Raw genomic sequence first — 21,355 nt, 5'->3', positions numbered from 1 at the left:
GTCTGGCTGTTGAGGCAGGCTGGTAGTCGAATGTCGCGTCAGAAGTCCGTGATCGACGACTGGCCCTCGGAATCCGGGTCGGCGTCGGTTTCCTCGGTGGGTGTGGAGCTGTCGGTCGCATTGGCGTCGGGTTCGTCGCTCGCGCTGGCGTCGATTGCTCCATCCTCAGGATCCCAGCTGGTGGTCCCCCAGCCGTCTTCCAGCGAGAGCTGACCGCTCGGAGCCGGGCCGTCTCCTGATTCCATCGACCGCTCGCCGTCGTCGGAATCGTCGCTCGCGCTCCCCTCGAAATCAGTGAGGTCGGTCGGCGGCGCGTTCTGCGACCCGGGATCGTGTGAGTCCGACTCTGCGTTCTCGACCTGCTCCGAGGGCGTGTTCTCGACCTCCCGGGAAGCCTCCGCCGGGCCGTCTGGCCCCCAACCGCGCCCGAGGCTGGCCTGCTCGGCGTCTGCAAACGAGAGGTTCGAGACGCGCACGCCGACCTTCCGGACCGCCTCGTCGTCGAACTCCGTCAGGAGGTCGAGCGCGACTTCCGCGACCAGTTCCGGGTCGTCCACCGGGCCGGGCAGCGACTTCGCGCGGGTGTTCACGTCGTACGGCGGCGTGACGACCTTGATGCCGATGGTGCGGTACATCACCCCCTTCCGGGTGGCGCGGTCGGCGACCGCCTCCGCGAGGGCTTGGACCTGCTCGCGCTTTCGCTCGTCGTCGTCGGTCGCCTCGGTGAACGCCGATTCTCTGGAGAGGCTCTTCGGGCGGCCCGTGGGCGTGACCGCGCGCTGGTCCTCGCCGCGCGCGCGGCGGTGCATCTCCGCGCCGCGCTCGCCGAAGGCGTCTTCGAGGTCGCTCCGGTCGGCGTCCGCGAGGTCCGCGGCGGTACCGATACCCATCTCGCGGAGCTTGCGTGCCGTGACCGGGCCGACGCCGTGAATCTCCGAGACGGCCAGCGGCGCGAGGAACGCCCGGACTTCGCCGGGCTCGACCACGACGAGTCCGTCGGGCTTGTCGTGGTCGCTGGCAATCTTCGCGGCGGACATGTTGGGCGCGACCCCGACGCTGGCGGTGACGCCCACCTCGCGGTCGATGCGGTGCTTGACGTGGCGGGCAAACCCCTCCGCGACCTCCCACGAGGTGCGGTCGGTCACGTCGAGGTACGCCTCGTCGATGCTGACCTCCCGGACCACGTCGGCCGAGTCGTGGAGGATGTCCTTGACCTCCTGGCCCACCGACTGGTAGTGGTCCATGTCGACCGGCCGATAGTAGCCCGCCTCGTCGGGGTCGACCTCGGAATCCGGGTCCTCGGCCACGGCCATCCGCGGGAGTTGCTCCAGCGCGGTCGAGATCGCCTGTGCGCTCTCGACGCCGTACTCGCGGGCCTCGTAGCTCGCGGTCGCGACCGCGCCGTGATTCTGGCCGTCCTCGTAGCCCATCCCGACGACGACGGGTTCTCCGCGGAGCTTGGGCTCGCGACGCCGCTCGCAGGCTGCGTAGAAGCAGTCCATGTCCACGTGGAGCACGATCGGGTCCTCGCCCTCGTCGTCGGGCGTCCCCGGCAGTCGCGCCCCTTTCGACATAGCCGGGACTGGGGACCGGACCCCGATAAATCATCTGGACTGCCCGACTTCGGGATTCTCGGTTGGGACTCTCGGGTGAACGGGTCGAGTGGCTGGGATTTGGTGTGGAATCGAGACTCAGTCCAACAGTTGAAGCAGTTTCGGCCCCTCGACGGCCATCGCGAACGAGACGCTGAGCATCATGAACGTCACTGTGAGCAGGCCGTAGAGTTCCTCGGTCCCGACATGAGTCGCCGGTGCGGTTCCGAGCCAGTTGCCCGCGATGGCCGCGCTCCCGACCACCGCGGTCCAGAAGAAGTAGCGACTCCACGAATCTGAAAATCCGCGGTCGGGCGACTCGTCGAGTTCCAGAAATCGCCGGATTCGGTCGGGGTCGCCGGTCAGGTGGACGGTCCGGTCGTCGGCGTCGTAGTCGACCAGTCCGTGGTCGCTGAGTCTGGGGACGTGGGTCTGGTAGAGCGAGGAGTACACCTGCTTGCGCTGGCGCGAGGTGAGGTCGGCCATCGGCGTGTCCTTCTCCCACGACGCGACGCGACCGCTGAGTTTCGTGAGGGTCATCGTCCCCTCGTCGAGGAGGTAACGGAGGGCGCGTCGCCGCCGGGAGTTCCCGAGGAGGTCGAACATCACCTCCCGAGACGGCTGCGGACCGTCCGGTGGCCCGCCCGCCGACGCGGAGGGAGCCGAGGCCGTTCGGGACATCTGTTTCAAATTCGAAGTTTGGACCCCACCGTAATTAATATTCGGGTTTTCAACCTTTCGGCCGTTCGTCACACTGGCATCGCCATCAGGACGCAACGCTCGGCGTTCGACCAGGATCGGGTTAGAATCCACCCAGAACTCGGTTCGGACTCGACCAGAACTCGATCAGATTCGCCGGTCGCGCCACGCCGGGAACTCCTCGCGGGCCGCGTCGACCCGGTCGAGGTCGGCGTCGGCCATCACGAGGTCAGGGTCGTCGCCCGTGCTCGCCAGCGTGGTTCCCCACGGGTCGTAGACGGTCGAGCGGCCGAGCAGCGTCGATCCGTCGAACTCGCCGGAGCCGTTGATGGCGGCGACGAACAGCTGATTTTCCACCGCGCGGGCGCGAGCCAGCAGCTTCCAGTGCTCGACGCGGGGGTACGGCCACGCGCTCGGGACCAGAATCAGGTCGGCTCCCGCCTCCGCAATCTCGCGGTAGAGTTCGGGAAATCGGAGGTCGTAGCAGGTCGTCATCCCCACCGTCGCGCCCTCGAACTCGGCGACGCCGAGGCGCTCGCCCGGCACGAGCATCTCGGCCTCCGCCGAGTCGTAGCCGAACAGGTGGTGCTTGCGGTAGACGGCGAGGCGCTCTCCCGCGCGGTCGAACAGCACTGCGGTGTTTGCCAACCCCTCCTCGGTCGGGGTCGGGACCGACTCGGTCTCGGCGAGGTCCTCAACGATGGTGCCCGCCAGCAGCCCGACGCCGTGTTCGCGCGCCGCGTCGGCCATGCGGGTCAGCGTCGGCCCCTCCACGGGCTCGGCTTCCCGCCGGTAGGCGTCGAACGCGAAGTAGCCGACGTTGAATATCTCCGGGAGCGCCACGAGGTCCGCGCCCCGGTCGGCGGCCTCGGCGATGGCCACCTCGGCGCGCTCGCAGTTCGCCTCGACCGCGGCGGCCTCGACGTCGAGTTGGGCCAGCGCGATCCTCATTTCGGGACCTCCGCTCGAATCACCGCACCAGGTACCGCCGCGCGAATCATCACGCCGGAGCCTCCTCTCGAATCGCGGCTTCGAGGTTGTCGAGTTCGTCGTCGAGTTGCTTCTGGAAGTAGCGCTCGACGCCCGGCACTCGCCCGTCGACGGTGAACCGGTTGACGAGGCGGCTGCCCTCCTCTGTCGCCGAGAGCTGATGTTCGCCCGTCACGCGGAGGGCCGACGAGCGCCCGACGAACTTCACGTAGTTCGGCGGGTCGCGCTCGACGTCCTCGGTCTCGACGCGAACTGTCTTGTCCAGAAAGGGAATCGGGAGCTTGATGTGCCAGATGGCGGTGTTCTCGCCGGTCTGCTCGTAGTCGGCGACGACGCTGATCGCGCTGGCGCGTCGCTCCGGGTCGACGATAAACTCCCACACCTGCTCCGGCGGAACCCCGAGTTCGAACGTACGCTCCACCCGGACGGTCATATCGGGCCTTCGGGCCACGGTGTGAAAAACCCGCCGGACCCACGCGGACGAGCAGCCGGAGATCAAAATCGAAAATCGAAAATCGGAGGGCGGATCGGATCGCGGCGGTCGGAGATCGCGAGTCGGGCCGAGTCGATTCGCCCGGTTCACCCCGGCGTGACTTTCCACGTCGTGGACCGCGAGCGCCCCCACTTCTCGATGTCCACTTCCTCGGACTTCTCGGCGAGTTCCGGAAGCCTAACACCCACCTGCTTCGAAGAGAGGCCCAACTGCTCGGCGATCTTCTTCGAGCGGAAGTACCGCTCGCCCTTCGAGACGCTCTCCCGGAGGTACGCGAGGATGCGCCGTTCCTCGTCGGTGTAATTAGTCATCCTCAACTGGGTGTACGGCGCTCGGACCCTTAACGATTTCCCGCCCAAGCGAGTTCGTGTTCGCTGGAAGACAACCTGCGGCTTTCTGGCCAGTGGTCCTCGTTCGAGAGGCGAAACTCTCTGGTGAAAACGAGGGGCTGGTGAAAACGAGGGGCTGGTGAAAACGAGGGCCGTCCTCAATCGTCTTCGGCGGCGAACTCCACCATCGTCAGGTCCCGGTCGAGCATGCAGTAGTCGTGAGGCGGGTCGCCCTTTACCTCCGTAATCTGGTAGTCCTCGCCGAAGTCCGCGCCCATCGGCTCGCAGAACTCGTGGCTCGGGCACTCGGTGTGCGGGCACGGTCCCGCGAGGCTGGCCTTGCTCCCGGCGTAGGCGTTCTTCGCGGGCACGTTGGCCGTCACGCCGACGGGTTCGACCTCCACCGCCGTCACGCCGGTGTCGTGGACGCCGCAGTCGAGGGTCTGTGCGCCGTCGCGCACGTCGCTGACGCGGTAGCGCACGCCCTCCGAGAGGTTCAGACACTGGTCGCGGTACGGACACCCCTCGCAGGCCGACGCCTCGCCCTGGTAGACGAACTCCTGCTCGGCTTCGGCGAGGCGGGTTCCGACGAGCGTGATGGTGGACATGGCAGGTCGTTCGGAGGCCACCCGGTTAAGCCTCTCGCCGCGGGGACGCCCGGTGCGAATCGGATGATTCGACCCTGTCGAAGAGTCCCGCCGGGAGGTCCGTGACCGAATCGAGTGAACCGCTACCGAGTGAACCGTTGGCGGGTGGTACTGACCCCCTCGCAAGTCTTATTTGGGGCCCGTCCCTGGATATAATCGTAATGGCAAACGGTACGGTTGACTTCTTCAACGACACGGGCGGCTACGGTTTCATCGACAGCGACGATTCGGAGGAAGACGTCTTCTTCCACATGGAGGACATCGGCGGACCCGACCTCGAAGAGGGGACGGAAGTCGAGTTCGACATCGAGCAGGCCGACAAGGGCCCTCGCGCGACGAATCTCACTCGCCAGTAACTACTTCGGACGGTCGACTGTCACGCGATAGTCGATCACTCGAAACCTCACTATCACAATTTTAGCGAACCTACTCCCGACGAGCGACTGCGATAGCGCTGACTGACGGTTCACACGACAACTCGTTCAGCCAGTCGGTTCGTCGAGTCGAACGACTACCCTTAACCAGTCAACTCGTCGAGTCGGTCGAGATACGCCTCGCGCGGGACCTGATACGCGCCGCGGTGGTCGTGCTCGCCGCGAGCGAACTTTGCGGCCAGTTCCCGTGCGCCCGCTAGCGCCTCCGCCCGCGAGTCGTACGTGCGCGCGGGAATCAACTCCACGTCTGGTTCGAGGAAGAACTGCACGCGCCACACGTCGGTCGTCCCGTACTCGACCTCGGCAGCCGGACGGTTCGGCGGCCCCGCAGCGACGTACAGCGTCGGAAGGCACGCCGCCGGGAACTGCTCGGTGTCGAACACGTCCGGGCGGTACGCGTAGATGACTCGCCCGCCGGGTTCGTCGTTCCAGACGGTCCAGCCGTCCGGGAGATCTGCACCGTCGTCCGTCGCTTCGGACGCGTCGCCGTCGGTCATACCAGCCGGTTGGGTCCGCCTCGTCAAGGTCTTGGCGGTTAGGACGACCTGGATGATGAGGACACCCCGAACGTCCGAGATACTTAAAAGGAGAACGTGCTACCAAACCACACTCATCGGCCGACGGCGTCGACTCACGACAGTCACCGTGGTTCAAGGGTGTTAATTCAGCTTATCAGGGACTCCGTATGAGGGAAAACTATATACTGTTCCATCCCAACCATTAAATAGTATCGGTGGTAGCAATCCACGCGGTACTCGGTACCAATCGCCAACTTCCGTCCGCGACCGCCCGAACTGGTCGCCCTCCGACGTGACGTCGCCGTGGACGGAAAGGGGATGGCACGCACATGAACGCTCGATACCGACTCCTGCGCTCGCGCAGGGGCAGAACGGTCCAACAGGGGGACGCATCGACAGCGGGATTCGACAGTGATAGCTCTTCGTCCCTCCAGCGACGCCGTGACGCGTGTGAACCCTCTGCACGCAGGCCGTCAGGCATATGTGCGTGTGTGACTACCACATACTCCGACCGTGATTGCGAATTCGGCCGCCGTCGCGACGCCGACCGCGAGTCGGGGCCGCCCGACGGTCCGCGCTCGACTCTCCCAACCAAACGCGTGATACGATGACAGAAACACTGGAAGAACTCAGCCAGCGCTACCAGGAATCGATGCCCGAGGACCTCCGTGAGACCAAGTCGTTCGGCTGGTACCTCGAGGAGGTGTACCACGACCCGAAGATCGCCCGCAACGCCCACCAGCGGGTCGCGGACATGTTCGACTACTACGGCACCGAGTACGACGAGGACGCCGGGGTGGTGGAGTACTTGCTCGCCTCCGAGGACCCGCTTCACGACGGCGAGAACACGTTCTACGGCCACGAGATCCACCGGGCCATCCACGAGTTCGTGAACAAGGTCAAATCGGGGGCACGGGGGCTCGGTCCGCAAAAGCGCATCAAGCTCCTGCTCGGCCCCGTGGGGTCGGGCAAGTCGGACTTCGACCGACAGGCCCGGACGTACTTCGAGGACTACACCCTCCGGGAGGAGGGCCGGATGTACACCTACCGGTGGACGAACCTCTGTGACGTCATCCACGACCAGGACCCCGCCGACGACACGGTGCGGTCGCCGATGAACCAGGACCCACTCGTCCTACTCCCGGTCGAGCAGCGCCAGCGGGTCATCGACGACCTCAACGAGAACTTGGACGCGCCGTACACCATCCAGAACGAGCAGAGCCTCGACCCCGCGTCGGCGTTTTACATGGACGAACTGCTGGCGTACTACGACGACGACATCCAGCAGGTGCTCGAAAACCACGTCGAGATCGTCCGACTCACCGCGGACGAGAACAAGCGCCAGGCCGTCGAGACGTTCGAGCCCAAGGACAAGAAGAACCAGGACGAGACCGAACTGACGGGCGACGTCAACTACTCGAAGATCGCCATCTACGGCGAATCGGACCCGCGCGCGTTCGACTACTCCGGTGCGTTCTGTAACGCCAACCGCGGCATCTTCTCGGGCGAGGAGCTACTGAAACTCCAGCGGGAGTTCCTGTACGACTTCCTCCACGCTACGCAGGAACAGACCATCAAGCCGAAGAACAACCCCAGAATCGACATCGATCAGGTCATTGTCGGCCGGACGAACATGCCCGAATATAGGGACAAGAAGGGCGACGAGAAGATGGAGGCGTTCAACGACCGGACCAAGCGCATCGACTTCCCGTACGTCCTCGAGTACGAGGAGGAGGCCCAGATCTACCGGAAGATGCTGGGCAACGCCGACGTTCCGGACGTCCACATCGAACCCCACACGCTGGAGATGGCGGGCCTGTTCGGCGTGCTGACCCGCGTCGAGGAACCCGACACCGAGATGGTCGACCTGATGCAGAAGGTCAAGGCGTACAACGGCGAGATCGAGGACGGCGAGGACGTGGACGTGAAGAAGCTCCGCGAGGAGGGCGAGGAGAAGGCCGACATCGGCGAGGGGATGGAGGGCGTCTCGGCGCGGTTCATCGGCGACGAGATCGCCGAGGCCATCATGAACTCCACCCACCGCGACAAGGGCTTTCTCTCGCCGCTCTCGGTGTTCAACCACTTCGAGGAGAATCTGGAGAACCACGGCTCCATCCCGGAGGAGAACTTCGAGACGTACTACCGCTACCTCGAGATGGTCCGCGAGGAGTACAAGGACCGGGCCATCGAGGACGTGCGCCACGCGCTGGCCTACGACATCGAGGAGATCCAGCGACAGGGCGAGAAGTACATGGACCACGTGATGGCGTACATCGACGACGACACCGTCGAGGACGAGCTGACCGGCCGCGAACAGGAGCCAGACGAGAGCTTCCTCCGGGCGGTCGAGGAGAAGCTCGACATCCCGCGCGACCGGAAGAACGACTTCCGGCAGGAAGTGAGCAACTGGGTCAGCCGTCGCGCCCGCGAGGGGTCGCCCTTCGACCCGCAGGACAACGACCGCCTGCGCCGCGCCCTCGAGCGCAAGCTCTGGGAGGACAAGAAGCACAACATCAACTTCTCGGCGCTGGTGTCGAGCAACGAGATGGACGACGACGAGCAGAACGCGTGGGTCGACGCCCTCATCGACCAGGGCTACTCCCGCGAGGGTGCCACGGAGGTGCTCGAGTTCGCCGGGGCCGAGGTCGCCCGCGCGGAGATGGAGGACTGACCGTGGCGTCCGGCCCAGACGAGCGAACCGGCCGCGACCGCTCGCGACGAGGCGACGAAGAGTCGTCGAACCGGGACGGCGAGGCGTTCATCGAGGCCGCGGACCGCGAACTCCGGGAGACCTACGAGGAGCCCAAGAGCCTCTCGGCGTTCGTCGAAGAGGCGTTCGAGAACCCGAACGTCGCGGCCCACGCCAGCAAGTACTTGCTCGAAGCCATCGAGTCGATGGGCACCCGGACGGTCGTCGAAGAAGGGGAAGAGAAGCAGCGCTACCGCTTCTTCGACGACCCGCACAACGACGGCGAGCACGCGATCCTCGGCAACACCGACGTGCTCAACGCGTTCGTCGACGACCTGCGCTCCATCGCCGCGGAACGGGGCAAGGCCGAGAAGATCATCTGGTTCGACGGCCCCACCGCGACCGGCAAATCCGAGCTCAAGCGGTGTCTGGTCAACGGCCTCCGCGAATATTCGAAGACCGAGGAAGGGCGGCGCTACACCGTCGAGTGGAACATTGCCAGCGCGACCGACTCCCGGAGCCTGAGCTACGGCGACGAGCGCGCGGCCGCCGACGAAGAGAACTGGTTCCCGAGCCCGGTGCAAGCGAACCCGCTGACGGTGTTCCCCGAGGCGGTCCGCGAAGACATCCTCGACGCCGTCAACGCGTCGGTCGACGACCACATCGACGTGACCGTCGACAGCTCCCTCGACCCGTTCAGCCGCGAGGCGTACGACTACCTCGAAGAGCAGTACCGGCGGGGCGGCGAGGACGACCTGTTCTCGGCCATCACCGACCCGAGCCACCTCCGGGTGAAGAACTACGTGGTCGACGTGGGGACGGGCATCGGCGTCCTACATTCTGAAGATTCCGGCCCACCCAAAGAGCGGCTCGTCGGCTCGTGGATGCGCGGAATGCTACAGGAACTCGACTCGCGGGGGCGAAAGAACCCCCAAGCGTTCAGCTTCGACGGCGTGCTCTCGCAGGGCAACGGCCTGCTGACCATCGTCGAGGACGCCGCCCAGCACGCCGACCTGCTCCAGAAGCTGTTGAACGTGCCCGACGAGCAGACGGTCAAACTCGACAAGGGCATCGGGATGGACATCGACACCCAGCTGGTCATCATCTCGAACCCGGACCTCGAAGCCCAGCTCAACCAGCACGCCGACGCGGGCGGGGCCGACCCGCTGAAGGCGCTCAAGCGCCGGCTCGACCGACGACGGTTCAAGTACCTCACGAACCTCAGCCTCGAAGCCGAGCTCATCCGCCGTGAACTCGGCAACGAGACCGGCGTCTGGAAGGCCGACAACTACGACGAACTCGAGGGACTCATCCGGGAACCCCTCTCGATACGGGTCCGAAGCGACGACGACGCCGAGGGGCCGAGCCGGCGGGAACTCGCGCCCCACGCGGTCGAGGCCGCCGCCCTCTACAGCGTCGTGACCCGGCTCGACGGCGAGGACGTGCCGGCGGGGCTCGACCTCGTGGACAAGGCGAAGCTGTTCGACCGTGGCTACCTGCTCGACGGCGATGACCGCCTCGACAAGGACGACTTCGAGTTCGACGACGACGCCGGGGACGGCGAGCAGGGCGTCCCGGTGACCTACACGCGGGACGTGATCGCCGACCTGCTCAACGACGAGAGCGACCGCGCGCACGCGGACTACCCGGTCGAGGAGGTCATCATGCCCCGCGACGTGCTCGACGCCATGGCCGAGGGGCTGACCGGCGCGCCGGTGTTCTCGACGGCCGAGCGCACCGAGTACGAGAACCGGCTCGTCCCGGTGAAGAATCACATTTTCCAGCGCCAAGAGGAAGACGTGCTCGACGCCATCATGGCGGACAAGCGGGTCGAGGAGGGGACCGTCGAGGAGTACGTCGAGCACGTGTACGCGTGGGCGACCGACGAGACGGTCGAGAACGACCGGGGCGAGCGGGTCGAGCCCGACGCGCTCAAGATGAAGGTGTTCGAGACCGAGCACCTCGGTCGGTTCTCCGCCGAGAGCTACGGCGGCGACCACGAACCCTCGCCCGCAGTCGAGGAGTTCCGGCGCAACAAGGTCATCACCGCGCTGAACCGCCACGCGTGGGAGAACCGCGACGAGGGGTTCGAGGTGGGCGACGTCGACCCCAAGGAGATCCCCATCATCCGGACGGTGCTGGCCAACTACGACTGGGACGACGTGCGCCGGGTGTACGAGGACTTCGACCCCACCCAGTGGGCCGACCCGCCGAGCAGCACCGAGACGGCCGCGGTGAAAGAGGAGACCATCGCGAACTTGGTGGAGCTGTTCGGCTACAGCGAGGCTTCCGCGGAGCTGACCAGCCAGCACGTCATGAGTCAGGTGAGCTACAAATGGGACTGAACGAGGCGACCCAACAGATGGGACGAACCGAGGTGAGCCCGAAATGGGACTGAACGAGGTGATTCAGGAATGGGACTGAGAGAGGATCTGGAGCGGTACCGCGAGGTCGGCGAAGCGAAGCGCGAGGACCTCGCGGACTTTATCCAGTACGGCGACCTCGGCCAGAGCCTGCCCGACGAGATCAAAGTTCCAATCAAGATCGTCGACCTGCCGGAGTTCGCCTACGACCAGCGCGATCAGGGCGGGGTCGGACAGGGCGACCCCGACGTGGGCGACCCGGTCGGCGAGCCCCAACCCCAGCCGGGCGACGGTGACGAGGACGGCGACGAGCCCGGTGAGGAGGGCGGCGAGCACGACTACTACGAGATGGACCCCGAGGAGTTCGCCGAGGAACTCGACGACGAGCTTGGGCTCGATCTCGAACCGAAGGGCAAGGAAGTCGTCGAGGAGAAGGAGGGCGACTTCACCGACATGACCCGGACGGGGCCCGACTCCACGCTCGACTTCGAGCGGATGTTCAAGGAGGGGCTCAAGCGTAAGCTCGCGATGGACTTCGACCCCGACTTCCTGAAGGAGGTCCTCAAAATCGACGGCTGGGGCCCCGACAGGGCCTTCCAGTGGGCACGGGATAACGCGATCAACGTCTCGAAGCCCTGGCTGGAGGAGACGTACGACGAGATCCCCGACGACGAGCGCACCGAGTGGCGTTCCATCGAGGAGGTCGAGGAGAACGTCACCCGGCGCTCGGCGGCCCAGAAGATACGCGAGGACGGCGTCCGGAACGTCCCCTTCCGCACGGAGGACGAGCGCTACCGCTACCCCGAGATCGTCGAGGAGCGCGAGAAGAACGTGGTGGTCGTCAACATCCGCGACGTGTCGGGGTCGATGCGCGAGAAGAAACGCGAACTGGTCGAGCGAACCTTCACCCCGCTGGACTGGTACCTGACCGGCAAGTACGACAACGCGGAGTTCGTCTACATCGCCCACGACGCCGAGGCGTGGGAGGTCGAGCGCGAGGACTTCTTCGGCATCCGATCGGGCGGCGGGACGAAGATCTCGTCGGCGTACGAACTCACGGCCCACGTCCTCGACGAGCGCTACCCGTGGAGCGACTGGAACCGCTACGTGTTCGCGGCCGGCGACAGCGAGAACTCCCGGAACGACACGGGCGAGAACGTCATCCCGCTGATGGAGGAGATCCCCGCGAACCTCCACGCCTACGTCGAGACCCAGCCCGACGGGAAGGCGATCAACGCGACCCACGCCGAGGAGGTCGACGACTACTTCGGCGACTCCTCGGAGGTCGCGGTGAGCTACGTCAACAGCCCCGAGGACGTGACCGAGGCCATCTACGAGATACTCAGCACGGAGGCCGAATCGTGACACCCAACATGGAGGCCGAATCATGAGAGAGCGACCCCGCACCGAGAAGGCAGCCGAACCGCTCCAGGAACCCGCCGACGAGGCCCGCGAACTGGCCCAGAAGCTCGGGCTGGCCCCGTACGACGTGAACTACTGGGTGGTCGACTACGACGAGATGAACGAACTCATCGCGTACAACGGGTTCCAACAGCGGTACCCCCACTGGCGGTGGGGCATGCAGTACGACCGCCAGCAGAAGCAGGGCCAGTACACCGGCGGGAAGGCGTTCGAGATCGTCATCAACGACGACCCGTCCCACGCGTTCCTCCAGGAGTCCAACGCAATCGCCGACCAGAAGGCGGTCATCACCCACGTCGAGGCCCACGCCGACTTCTTCGCGCGGAACCGCTGGTACCGGATGTTCGCCGACGAACTCGACGCCGCGGCGATGCTGGAGCGCCACGCCCGCCGCATCGAAGAGTACATGGCCGACCCGGAGATCGACCGCGAGGCGGTCGAGCAGTGGATCGACAGCGTGCTCTGTCTCGAAGACAACATCGACCAGCACGAGCCGTTCAAGCGCCAGTACGAGCGCGAAGAGGGCGACGAGGACATCGAGGAGGCCGAACTCGCCGAGAAGCTCGACGAGATGGACCTCAGCGACGAGGTCGTCCAGCAGGTGTTCGACGAGGAGTTCCTCGACGAACAGGAGGAGGCCGCCGACCTCGACGAGCCGGAGATGGACGTGTTGGCCTTCCTCCGGGACCACGGCAAGGCGTACGACGCCGAGACCGAGAAGGCCGAGGAGATGACCGAGTGGCAGAAGGAGATCCTGGAGATGCTTCGGGCGGAGTCGTACTACTTCGCAGCGCAGAAGCTCACGAAGGTCATGAACGAGGGCTGGGCCGCCTACTGGGAGTCGATGATGATGGGCGAGGAGGCGTTCGCGGGCGACGACGAGTTCCTCCAGTACGCCGACCACCAGGCGCGAGTCCTGAACTCGCCCGGCCTCAACCCCTACCAGCTCGGCAAGGAGCTGTGGGAGTACGTCGAGAACACCGAGAACCGCCGGGAGGTCGCCCGGAAGCTGCTCCGCGTGGAGGGCGTCACGTGGCGCAACTTCCACGACACGGTGGACTTCGAGCGCGTGCAGGACCTGCTCGCGGTCGACCACCGCATCGACGCCGTCGACCCCGAGAATCTCGACGACCTCGAAGCGCTGGTACCCGAGAAGGTCGACGGCGAGAATCTCGACCGGGCGAAAGCCGGGGAGATCGACGTGGAGCGGTACCCGTGGAAGCTACTGACCTACGCGGGCCTCGCGGAGCGACACTTCTCGCTTTGCAAGCGCCAGAACCGGGGGTTCCTCCGGTCGATCTCCCAGCAGGACCTCGAACGGTACGCCCGGTACGTCGTCGACGACGCGCGGTACGCCACCGTCGAGGAGGCAATCGCGGACGTGGAGTACACCACCGGCTGGGACAAACTCCGGGAAGTCCGGGAGAGCCACAACGACGTGACGTTCCTCGACAGCTTCCTGACTCAGGAGTTCGTCACCGACAACGAGTACTTCACCTACGAGTTCAGCCGGACCACGGGCGACTACCGGGTCGCCAGCACCGACTACGAGGACGTGAAGAAGAAACTGATGCTCCAGTTCACCAACTTCGGCAAGCCCACCATCGCGGTGTACGACGGCAACTACAACAACCGCAACGAGCTGCTGCTGGGCCACCACTACAACGGCGTGATGCTCGACCTCCAGCAGGCCAAGCGTACCCTCGAACGCGTGTTCGACCTCTGGGGTCGCCCGGTGAACCTCAAGACCATCGTGAAGGAGGTCGACGACCGCGACGCCGAGATCGCCCGGCGGCGCGACCGCGAGCCCGACCCGGAGGAGGTCGGCAAACTACTGCGCTACGACGGCGAGGAGTTCACGATGGAGGACTTAGACTGGACCGAGGTCGAGGACGTGGCGGCCGACGAGGTCGACTACGACACCAAGCCCGACGACTGGCTGGCGTAGTCGGTCCGATTCTTTGGAGCGTTGTCGGGACGGTTCGGGGCGGTAGCTGGAGAGGAGACCACTACTGGTGTCGGCCAGTGAAACAACCGCTACCCTGGTGGACTGAACGGGCGAGGCGCGCTCGCGTTCGCATGGTCGTCTCAACACGGCTACTATCTCGCGGGCGCAGTTCTGCGCCCGCGAGATATTCTGCTGAACGACCGCGAGTTCTGTCCGAGACAAGCTCCGACGCCGACGGACCCGTCCGTCGAACCTGCGTTCGCGGCGCTCACGCAGACAACGTCACACTCGCTTCGCTCGCGTGACCGCGCCGAGGGCTTTCGAGAACACTCGCCTGTTCGAGTAGCTTGGCCGAACGAGAACACCCACGAAAAGAGAGATTACGTCCCGTCTTCGACGAAGTTCCCCAGCAGACGGTCCCCGAAGACCACGACCAAGAGCGCCCCCATCACGTTGAACACGAGGTCGAGGACGGTGTCGCGCGTGCTGTAGTGGACCAGCAGCGGTTCGACGCCGAGTCGCCGGCTGACCGCGTGGATGGTGTACTCCAGAATCTCCCAGACGACGCCCGCACAGACGACGGCACCGAGGACCCGCGGTCGGGGGTCGCGCCCGCGGCGGCGCGCGGCGGCGTGGACGACCCCACCGAACAGCGTGGCCGAGAGGGTGTGAGTCACGTGGTCCCACCACCACGTGTCGTCGTACGGACCGAGCATCCCGATCGCATGGGCCAGCATCGCGACGCCGGCGTAGACGCGCTGCCACGGCCGGAACTCGACGTTCCACTGAGACTCGACGAGATTCGGAAGATAGGTGGCCGCGAGCGAGCCGACGGCGTTCGCTATCGCGCCGGGGTTCCGCCGTCGGACGCCCTCGCCGAACACGGCGACGAGTCCGTATCTGATGGCGCGCTCGACGACTCGGCCGACAGCGGTCCGCGTACTCCGTCGCATGTGTGTCGTCCGATACTACGGATGCTTATCGGGAAATAGATTGTCGTGCTCGACCGTCGGGATTGGCGCTCCAGTCGTTATTCTTCTTCCTCGGTCTCCTCTTCTTGATCCGCGCGCCGACGGACGTCCACCTGATAGTTTTTCAGGATGTCCCGACCGAGCAACACCGGGTAGTCCATGTGCCCGCGGTCCTCGATGCTCGCGGTCACGGTGTGTCGGTTCCCGCCGACGCCGACCACCACGTCGACGACCGGGCGGGACCTGCTGGTCTTGCTGGAGCCGGACTTCACGCGGGCGATGCTCTTGATCGGGCCCGCGCCGATCTGGGCCGCCAGCTTGGTGTCGATGCTGGTCCGGGTCGCGCCCGTGTCGGACTTTGCGGTGACGGTCTCCGAGCCGGACGTACCGCTCAGGACCACCTCCTCCGTGTAACCGATGGTGACCGGTTCGGTCGGGCCGGTGTCCTTCGGCCGGGGCTTGCAGGCGGGCACCGAGTCGTCGAGCGTCGCGGCCAGCTCCTCGACGCGGCGCTCGTCGACCGTGCCACCGCCGCGCTCGATGGCGAGCTGGGCGATGTACGGCGCGGCGCTGCGCTCGGTCGCCTTGAACAGCCCCTTGAACCCCGCGGTGGGGTTGACCTCGAGGACGTGCCAGCCCTCGTGGCCCTCGATGAGGTCGACGCCCGCGTAGTCGAGGCCGATGACGTCCGCGGCCTCGCGGGCGATCTCGGCGACCTCGTCGGGCATCGTCTCGGTCGCGTCCTCGACGGCACCGCCCAGTGCGACGTTGGTCCGCCAGTCGTTGTCGGGCGCGTAGCGGTTCATCGCGCCGACGATGCGGTCGCCGACGACGTACACCCGGAGGTCGCGGTGTTCGCCCTCGTCGCGCTCGATGAGCTCCTGGAGGAAGGCCTGCCGGTCGCCGACTCTTGGGTTGACGAGTTCGTCCGCGCCGACCTTCCACGTCCCGCCGCCGTGGGTGCCGATGGCGGTCTTGTAGACGGCCTCCTCGCCGAAGGTCGCGCGGCCGTCGTTGAGCCGGTCGTTCGACAGCGCGAGCAGCGCGTCGGGCACCGGAAGTCCCGCCGCGGCCAGCGAGGTGGCGGTCGAGAACTTGTGGATGGCGGTCATCACGGAATTCGGGTCGTTGAGGATCGGCAACAGTGAGTCGTAGATCTTGGCGAGCCCGAGCGCCTCGGAGGGCTGTTCGGTGTTCGACAACAGGAGTCGATTAGCGACCACGTCGATGTCGGGTTCGAGTTCGACCTCGTCGTCCGCGATGTTGACCGCCGTGTTCTCCTCACGGAGCCAGTAGGGGTCGTGGCCGAGATCTTCGACCGCGTTCAGGATCGCTTTCGTCTCCTTGCTGTTGTGAAGGCTCAGTACGCCCACCCGGACGCCGGACCCGTCAGTAGTCATTCGTGGGCTATCGTTGGAGGCCCGAAGTTATAAAATGGAATCGTCTGGAACGCGAACGTCGGCGAGTCGAAAGGAATGGTCAGGACGTTCGTCCCGACTGCCGCGAGTTTATATATGGCGGGGTCCGAGTGGGTGGTATGACCGGTTCGGACCCGGACCCCGACGCCTTCACCTACAACGGCGGCATCGTGGAACCGGGCGAGACCCAGAACATCCGATACGGCATCAGCGAGACGTATCTTGGCGACCCGGTTCGCATCCCCGTCACCATCGTCAACGGCTCCGAACCCGGCCCGACGGTGTTCCTGTCGGCGGCGGCCCACGGCGACGAACTCAACGGCATCGAGGTCGTCCGGGAGGTCGCCCACGAGTGGAACCACGACGACCTCTGCGGGACGCTGGTCTGTCTCCCCGTGCTGAACGTCCCAGGATTCATCGCGCAGGAGCGCTACCTCCCCATCTACGACCGCGACCTCAACCGGTCGTTCCCCGGTCGGGCCGGCTCGACGAGTGCCAAGCGGATGGCCCACCAGATATTCCGGAACTTCATCGCGCCCTGCGACGTGGGGCTGGACTTCCACACGTCCACGCGCGGGCGGACGAACATGTTGCACGTCCGCGCGGACACGAACGACCCCGACGTCGCCCGCCTCGCCAAGTCGTTCGGCTCGAACGTCGTCATCGCCTCGGAGGGGCCCTCGGGGACGCTCCGCCGGGAGGCCAGCGAGTACGGCGTCCCGACCATCACCATCGAGATGGGCGAGGCCCACCGCTTCCAACGAGAGTTCATCGACCGCGGGCTGGAGGGCGTCGAGAGCGTGCTCGCCGAGTACGGCCTCCACCGGACCGACGCGGTCAAGTGGCCGGGCTGGCGCACCGTCATCGACGACGAGATGGAGAAGACGTGGCTCCGGGCCGACGTGGGCGGCATCGTCGAGATGCACCACGACCGCGGCTCGCTGGTGTACGAGGGCGACGTCATCTGCACCATCACGAACCCGTTCAAGACCGACAGCGAGCGCGTCACGGCACCGTTCACCGGTCTGCTGGTCGGCGTGCTGGAGAACCCGGTGGTCTACCCCGGGAACCCGTTGTGTCACATGGTCGAGCTCGCCGCCGACACCCGTCGGGCGCTCAAGCGCGACCGGGCGAGAAAGGACCGAGAAAGTGACGGCGACGTAGCGCCGCCGCCCGAAAGCAGGTAGAAACTTCTATTTGCCCACAGTCCAACTCCCCGAACGGACAAGTATGAGTCAATCGTACAATCGAGGCCTCGTCGAAGACTTCGGCCGGTGGCGAGAGTTTACGGCCGGGATGTGGGCCTGGATCTTCCACAAGTTCACCGGGTGGGTACTCGTGGGCTATCTGTTCACCCACATCGCCGTACTGAGTACCGCCATCGCGGGCGCGAACGGCCAGACGGTGCTGGTCGGCGGTGAGCAGCTCAACGTGTACACCGCGACGATTCAGGGGCTGGAGAGCCTGCTGATCGTCCGGGTCATGGAGGTCGGTCTGCTCGCGGTCGCGGTCTTCCACATCCTCAACGGGGTCCGCCTGCTGTTCGTGGACCTCGGACTCGGCCTGGAATCGCAGGACAAGAGCTTCTACGCGTCGCTGATCGTGACGGGCGTCATCGTGATCGCCTCGATCCCGACGTTCCTCGAGGGGGCGTTCTGAGATGGCCGAACGCTACTCTTCGTTCCGGAGCGGGAGCACGTCGTGGCTGCTCCAGCGCGTCACGGCGGCGTTCCTCGTCGTCGTGCTGGCGTTTCACTTCTTCCTGCTGCACTTCGTTCAGCACGCCTCCGAGGTGACGTTCGCCGGAACGACCGCGCGGATGGAGGAGTGGGGCTACCTGCTCACGATGGTGCTGTTCCTGCTGACCGCGACGTTCCACGGCGTCAACGGCGTGTACGCCGCGCTACTGAACCAGGGGCTGACCGGCACCGCCAAGCGAGCGGTCCAGGTCGTCCTCGCCATCGCCGGCCTCGCGCTGGCGGGGCAGGGTACCTACCTCGCGCTGGTCATGTCCGGAGTGATGTAACAATGAGCACGCAAGTTCCGAAAGAAGACGAACGAACCGAGAGCGTCGAACACGAGGCCGAAGACAGCGCCGAACAGCCCGAGGCGTCACACGGCGACCGGCGACGCGCGGATCGGGACGCCAAGCGCCAGTCGGTGTCGGGCGCGCCCGCCGAACCGGAGCAGGACGCCTTCCGGCTGAAGGTGTTCCGGTACGACCCCGAGGTCGAGGGCAAGATGGAGCCGCGGTTCGACGACTTCAGCGTCCCCCGCGAGAAGGGGATGACGGTCCTGGACGCGCTCATCTATGCCCGGGACACCTACGACACGACGCTGACGTTCCGCCACTCCTGCCGGCAGGCGGTCTGCGGGTCCGACGCGTTGTTCATCAACGGTCGCCAGCGACTCGGCTGCCAGACCCAGATCTCGGACCTCGACAAACCCGTCCGAGTCGAGCCGCTGCCCCATCAGGACGTGGTGAAAGACCTCGTCGTGGACATGGAGCACTTCTACGACCAGATGCACGCGGTCGAGCCGTTCTTCCAGCCCGACGAGGAGTCGCCGGGCGACCTCGAGGAGTACCGCCAGTCGCCCGAGAATCGCGAGGAGATCAAGATGTCCACGCGCTGCATCTGGTGTGGCGCGTGCATGTCCTCCTGTAACATCGCGGCCGGGGACAACCAGTATCTCGGCCCGGCAGCCATCAACAAGGCCTACCGGTTCGCGATGGACGAACGCGAGGGCGAGAACATGAAGGAACACCGGCTGAACGTGATGGACCAGGAGCACGGCGTCTGGCGGTGCCAGACCCAGTTCTCCTGTACGAACGTCTGCCCGAAGGACATCCCGCTGACCGAGCACATCCAGGAGCTCAAGCGGGAAGCGGTCAAGCAGAATCTGAAGTTCTGGTAACCGAACGCAACGATTACGAAGACAACCACGGAACTACCAACTATGCACGAACACGACGTACTGGTGATCGGCGGCGGCGGTGCCGGACTCAGGGCCGCGATCGCGGCCCACGAGGAGGGTGCCGACGTTGCCATCGTGACGAAGCTCCACCCGGTGCGGAGCCACACGGGCGCGGCCGAGGGCGGCATCAACGCGGCACTGCGCGAGGGCGACGACTGGGAGCTCCACGCCTACGACACGATGAAGGGGTCGGACTACCTCGGCGACGCCCCGGCAATCGAGACGCTGGCCCAAGACAGCCCCGAGGAGACCGTCCAGCTCGAGAACTGGGGGATGCCGTTTTCCCGCGAGGACGACGGCACCGTCTCCCAACGGCCGTTCGGCGGCCTCTCGTTCGCCCGGACGACGTACGCCGGCGCGGAGACCGGCCACCACATGCTCCACACGATGTACGAGCAGGTGGTCAAGCGGGGCATCCAGGTGTACGACGAGTGGTACGTCTCGGACCTCGCGGTGACCGACCACGACGACCCGAGCGACCGGGAGTGTCACGGCGTGATCGCCTACGACATCAAGACCGGCCAGATCGAGGGGTTCAAGGCGCGCAACGGTGTCATCCTCGCGACCGGTGGACTCGGACAGGTGTACGATCACACCACCAACGCGGTGGCCAACACCGGTGACGGCCCGGCGATGGCCTACCGGGCCGGCGTCCCGCTGGAGGACATGGAGTTCGTCCAGTTCCACCCGACGACGCTTCCCTCGACCGGCGTGCTCATCTCCGAGGGCGTCCGCGGTGAGGGCGGCATCCTCTACAACAGCGAGGGCGAGCGGTTCATGTTCGAGTACGGCTACGCGAACAACGACGGTGAACTCGCCTCTCGCGACGTGGTCTCCCGCGCGGAGCTCACGGAGGTCAACAACGGTCGCGGGGTCGAGGACGAGTACGTCTACCTCGACATGCGTCACCTCGGCGAGGAGCGCATCACCGACCGGCTCGAAAACATCCTCCACCTCGCCCGCGACTTCGAGGGCGTGGACGGGCTGGAGGAGCCGATGCCGGTCAAGCCCGGCCAGCACTACGAGATGGGCGGCATCGAGACCGACGAGAACGGCCTGACCTGCATCGACGGCCTGTACGCCGCGGGCGAGTGCGCCTGCGTCTCGGTCCACGGCTCGAACCGGCTCGGCGGCAACGCTCTGCCGGAGCTCATCGTCTTCGGCGCGCGGGCGGGCCGTCACGCCGCGGGCTCGGACCTCGGCGAGGCCGAGATCACGACCGGCCGCACCGGCGAGATCGAGGAAGAGGACGGGCTCGACACGCCGGTCGAACCGGGCGCGGTGTCCGCGAGTACCGAGGAAGACGATGCCGTCGCGGACGGCGGAAACGCCGGCGGTGACGACGACGCCGTCGCGGATGGCGGTGCCGCAGTCGTCGAACCCGACGAGACGGTCCGGCGCGCGGTCGAGCGCGAACGCACCCGCATCGAGCATCTGCTGGAGAAGGACACCGGCGTCCAGCACGCCTCGCTCCGGGCCGACCTCCAGGAGTCGATGACCGAGAACGTCAACGTCTTCCGGAACGAGGAGGGGCTCAAGCAGGCGCTCGAGGACATCCAGGAGGTCCGCGAGGCGTATCAGGACGTGTACGTCTCCGACCCCTCCCGGACGTTCAACACCGACCTCATCCACACCATCGAGACGCGCAACCTCATCGACCTCGCGGAGGCAATCACGCTCGGCGCGCTGGCCCGCGACGAGTTCCGCGGCGCCCACTGGCGACAGGAACACCAGGAGCGTAAGGACGACGAGTGGCTCAAGCACACGATGCTGTCGTGGAACGAGGGGACGCCGGAACTCTGGTACAAGCCGACCATCCTCGAAGGCGAAGACAAGACCTACGAGCCGAAAGAGCGCAGCTACTGA

General features: G+C 65.8%; 19 protein-coding genes. 10 read left to right on the top strand and 9 right to left on the bottom strand.

The genetic code is table 11. The features are described from left to right. Positions 1–38: 38 nt before the first annotated feature. The 6 genes from dinB to DPQ64_RS07085 form a co-directional block, all read right to left on the bottom strand. Positions 39–1,574: a DNA polymerase IV gene (dinB, locus tag DPQ64_RS07110; RefSeq protein WP_115863661.1), complete on the bottom strand. Its 1,536-nt coding sequence runs from the start codon at positions 1,572–1,574 to the stop codon at positions 39–41. A 117-nt stretch (positions 1,575–1,691) separates the two neighbouring features. Further along, positions 1,692–2,198 carry a DUF7344 domain-containing protein gene (locus DPQ64_RS07105; RefSeq protein WP_115863660.1) on the bottom strand — a complete coding sequence of 169 codons (507 nt, stop codon included), beginning with the start codon at positions 2,196–2,198 and terminating at the stop codon, positions 1,692–1,694. 240 nt (positions 2,199–2,438) lie between these two features. Next, the gene (locus DPQ64_RS07100; RefSeq protein ID WP_115863659.1) at positions 2,439–3,242 is read right to left on the bottom strand and encodes a carbon-nitrogen family hydrolase; all 804 of its coding nucleotides are present in this window, start codon (positions 3,240–3,242) and stop codon (positions 2,439–2,441) included. Positions 3,243–3,291: 49 nt separating this feature from the next. Beyond that, positions 3,292–3,714, bottom strand: a complete 423-nt coding sequence (locus tag DPQ64_RS07095) for a CoxG family protein (RefSeq protein WP_115863658.1) — start codon at positions 3,712–3,714, stop codon at positions 3,292–3,294. 146 nt (positions 3,715–3,860) lie between these two features. Further along, positions 3,861–4,085: a DUF7123 family protein gene (locus tag DPQ64_RS07090; RefSeq protein ID WP_115863657.1), complete on the bottom strand. Its 225-nt coding sequence runs from the start codon at positions 4,083–4,085 to the stop codon at positions 3,861–3,863. Between the two features lie 176 nt (positions 4,086–4,261). Then, the gene (locus DPQ64_RS07085; protein ID WP_115863656.1) at positions 4,262–4,711 is read right to left on the bottom strand and encodes a UPF0179 family protein; all 450 of its coding nucleotides are present in this window, start codon (positions 4,709–4,711) and stop codon (positions 4,262–4,264) included. A gap of 200 nt (positions 4,712–4,911) precedes the next feature. On the opposite strand from DPQ64_RS07085, the gene DPQ64_RS07080 reads away from it, so the two are divergent. Further along, on the top strand, positions 4,912–5,106 hold the full coding sequence (locus DPQ64_RS07080; RefSeq protein ID WP_115863655.1) for a cold-shock protein: 195 nt from the start codon (positions 4,912–4,914) through the stop codon (positions 5,104–5,106). 161 nt (positions 5,107–5,267) lie between these two features. Here DPQ64_RS07080 and DPQ64_RS07075 read toward each other — a convergent pair whose 3' ends face one another. Next, the gene (locus DPQ64_RS07075; protein ID WP_115863654.1) at positions 5,268–5,681 is read right to left on the bottom strand and encodes a DUF5820 family protein; all 414 of its coding nucleotides are present in this window, start codon (positions 5,679–5,681) and stop codon (positions 5,268–5,270) included. A gap of 628 nt (positions 5,682–6,309) precedes the next feature. Here DPQ64_RS07075 and DPQ64_RS07070 point away from each other — a divergent pair. The 4 genes from DPQ64_RS07070 to DPQ64_RS07055 all read left to right on the top strand — a co-directional run bounded on the left by DPQ64_RS07070 (position 6,310) and on the right by DPQ64_RS07055 (position 14,124). Further along, complete coding sequence (locus DPQ64_RS07070) at positions 6,310–8,373, top strand: PrkA family serine protein kinase (protein WP_115863653.1); 2,064 nt, start codon at positions 6,310–6,312, stop codon at positions 8,371–8,373. Positions 8,374–8,462: 89 nt separating this feature from the next. After that, positions 8,463–10,736, top strand: a complete 2,274-nt coding sequence (locus tag DPQ64_RS07065; protein ID WP_232820504.1) for a PrkA family serine protein kinase — start codon at positions 8,463–8,465, stop codon at positions 10,734–10,736. Positions 10,737–10,805: 69 nt separating this feature from the next. Beyond that, positions 10,806–12,119, top strand: coding sequence for a YeaH/YhbH family protein (locus tag DPQ64_RS07060; RefSeq protein WP_115863651.1), 1,314 nt, complete (start codon positions 10,806–10,808; stop codon positions 12,117–12,119). Positions 12,120–12,141: 22 nt separating this feature from the next. Next, positions 12,142–14,124 (top strand): SpoVR family protein, encoded by a 1,983-nt coding sequence (locus tag DPQ64_RS07055; RefSeq protein WP_115863650.1) that lies wholly within the window; start codon positions 12,142–12,144, stop codon positions 14,122–14,124. 380 nt (positions 14,125–14,504) lie between these two features. Here the strand turns inward: DPQ64_RS07055 and DPQ64_RS07050 are convergent, their stop codons facing one another. Both DPQ64_RS07050 and DPQ64_RS07045 read right to left on the bottom strand, forming a co-directional pair. Continuing rightward, the gene (locus tag DPQ64_RS07050) at positions 14,505–15,077 is read right to left on the bottom strand and encodes a hypothetical protein (protein ID WP_115863649.1); all 573 of its coding nucleotides are present in this window, start codon (positions 15,075–15,077) and stop codon (positions 14,505–14,507) included. Between the two features lie 77 nt (positions 15,078–15,154). Beyond that, a complete protein-coding gene (locus DPQ64_RS07045) occupies positions 15,155–16,495 on the bottom strand; it encodes a RimK family alpha-L-glutamate ligase (RefSeq protein WP_115863648.1) in 1,341 nt (446 codons plus the stop codon). A 137-nt stretch (positions 16,496–16,632) separates the two neighbouring features. Here DPQ64_RS07045 and DPQ64_RS07040 point away from each other — a divergent pair, with 137 nt between their 5' ends. Genes DPQ64_RS07040 through DPQ64_RS07020 form a run of 5 tightly spaced genes read left to right on the top strand, consistent with a single transcriptional unit; the run spans position 16,633 to position 21,355 of the window. Then, positions 16,633–17,700 (top strand): succinylglutamate desuccinylase/aspartoacylase family protein, encoded by a 1,068-nt coding sequence (locus DPQ64_RS07040; RefSeq protein ID WP_115863647.1) that lies wholly within the window; start codon positions 16,633–16,635, stop codon positions 17,698–17,700. Between the two features lie 43 nt (positions 17,701–17,743). Further along, complete coding sequence (gene sdhC / locus DPQ64_RS07035; protein ID WP_115863646.1) at positions 17,744–18,172, top strand: succinate dehydrogenase, cytochrome b556 subunit; 429 nt, start codon at positions 17,744–17,746, stop codon at positions 18,170–18,172. A 1-nt stretch (position 18,173) separates the two neighbouring features. Then, positions 18,174–18,539, top strand: a complete 366-nt coding sequence (locus tag DPQ64_RS07030; RefSeq protein WP_115863645.1) for a succinate dehydrogenase — start codon at positions 18,174–18,176, stop codon at positions 18,537–18,539. 2 nt (positions 18,540–18,541) lie between these two features. Next, complete coding sequence (locus DPQ64_RS07025) at positions 18,542–19,429, top strand: succinate dehydrogenase/fumarate reductase iron-sulfur subunit (protein WP_115863644.1); 888 nt, start codon at positions 18,542–18,544, stop codon at positions 19,427–19,429. Positions 19,430–19,471: 42 nt separating this feature from the next. Beyond that, positions 19,472–21,355, top strand: a complete 1,884-nt coding sequence (locus tag DPQ64_RS07020) for an FAD-binding protein (RefSeq protein ID WP_115863643.1) — start codon at positions 19,472–19,474, stop codon at positions 21,353–21,355.

The sequence above is a fragment of the Halorussus litoreus genome (assembly GCF_003382685.1).
Taxonomy (GTDB): Archaea; Halobacteriota; Halobacteria; order Halobacteriales; family Haladaptataceae; genus Halorussus; species Halorussus litoreus.
This window is presented reverse-complemented; position numbering and strand designations above follow the sequence as displayed.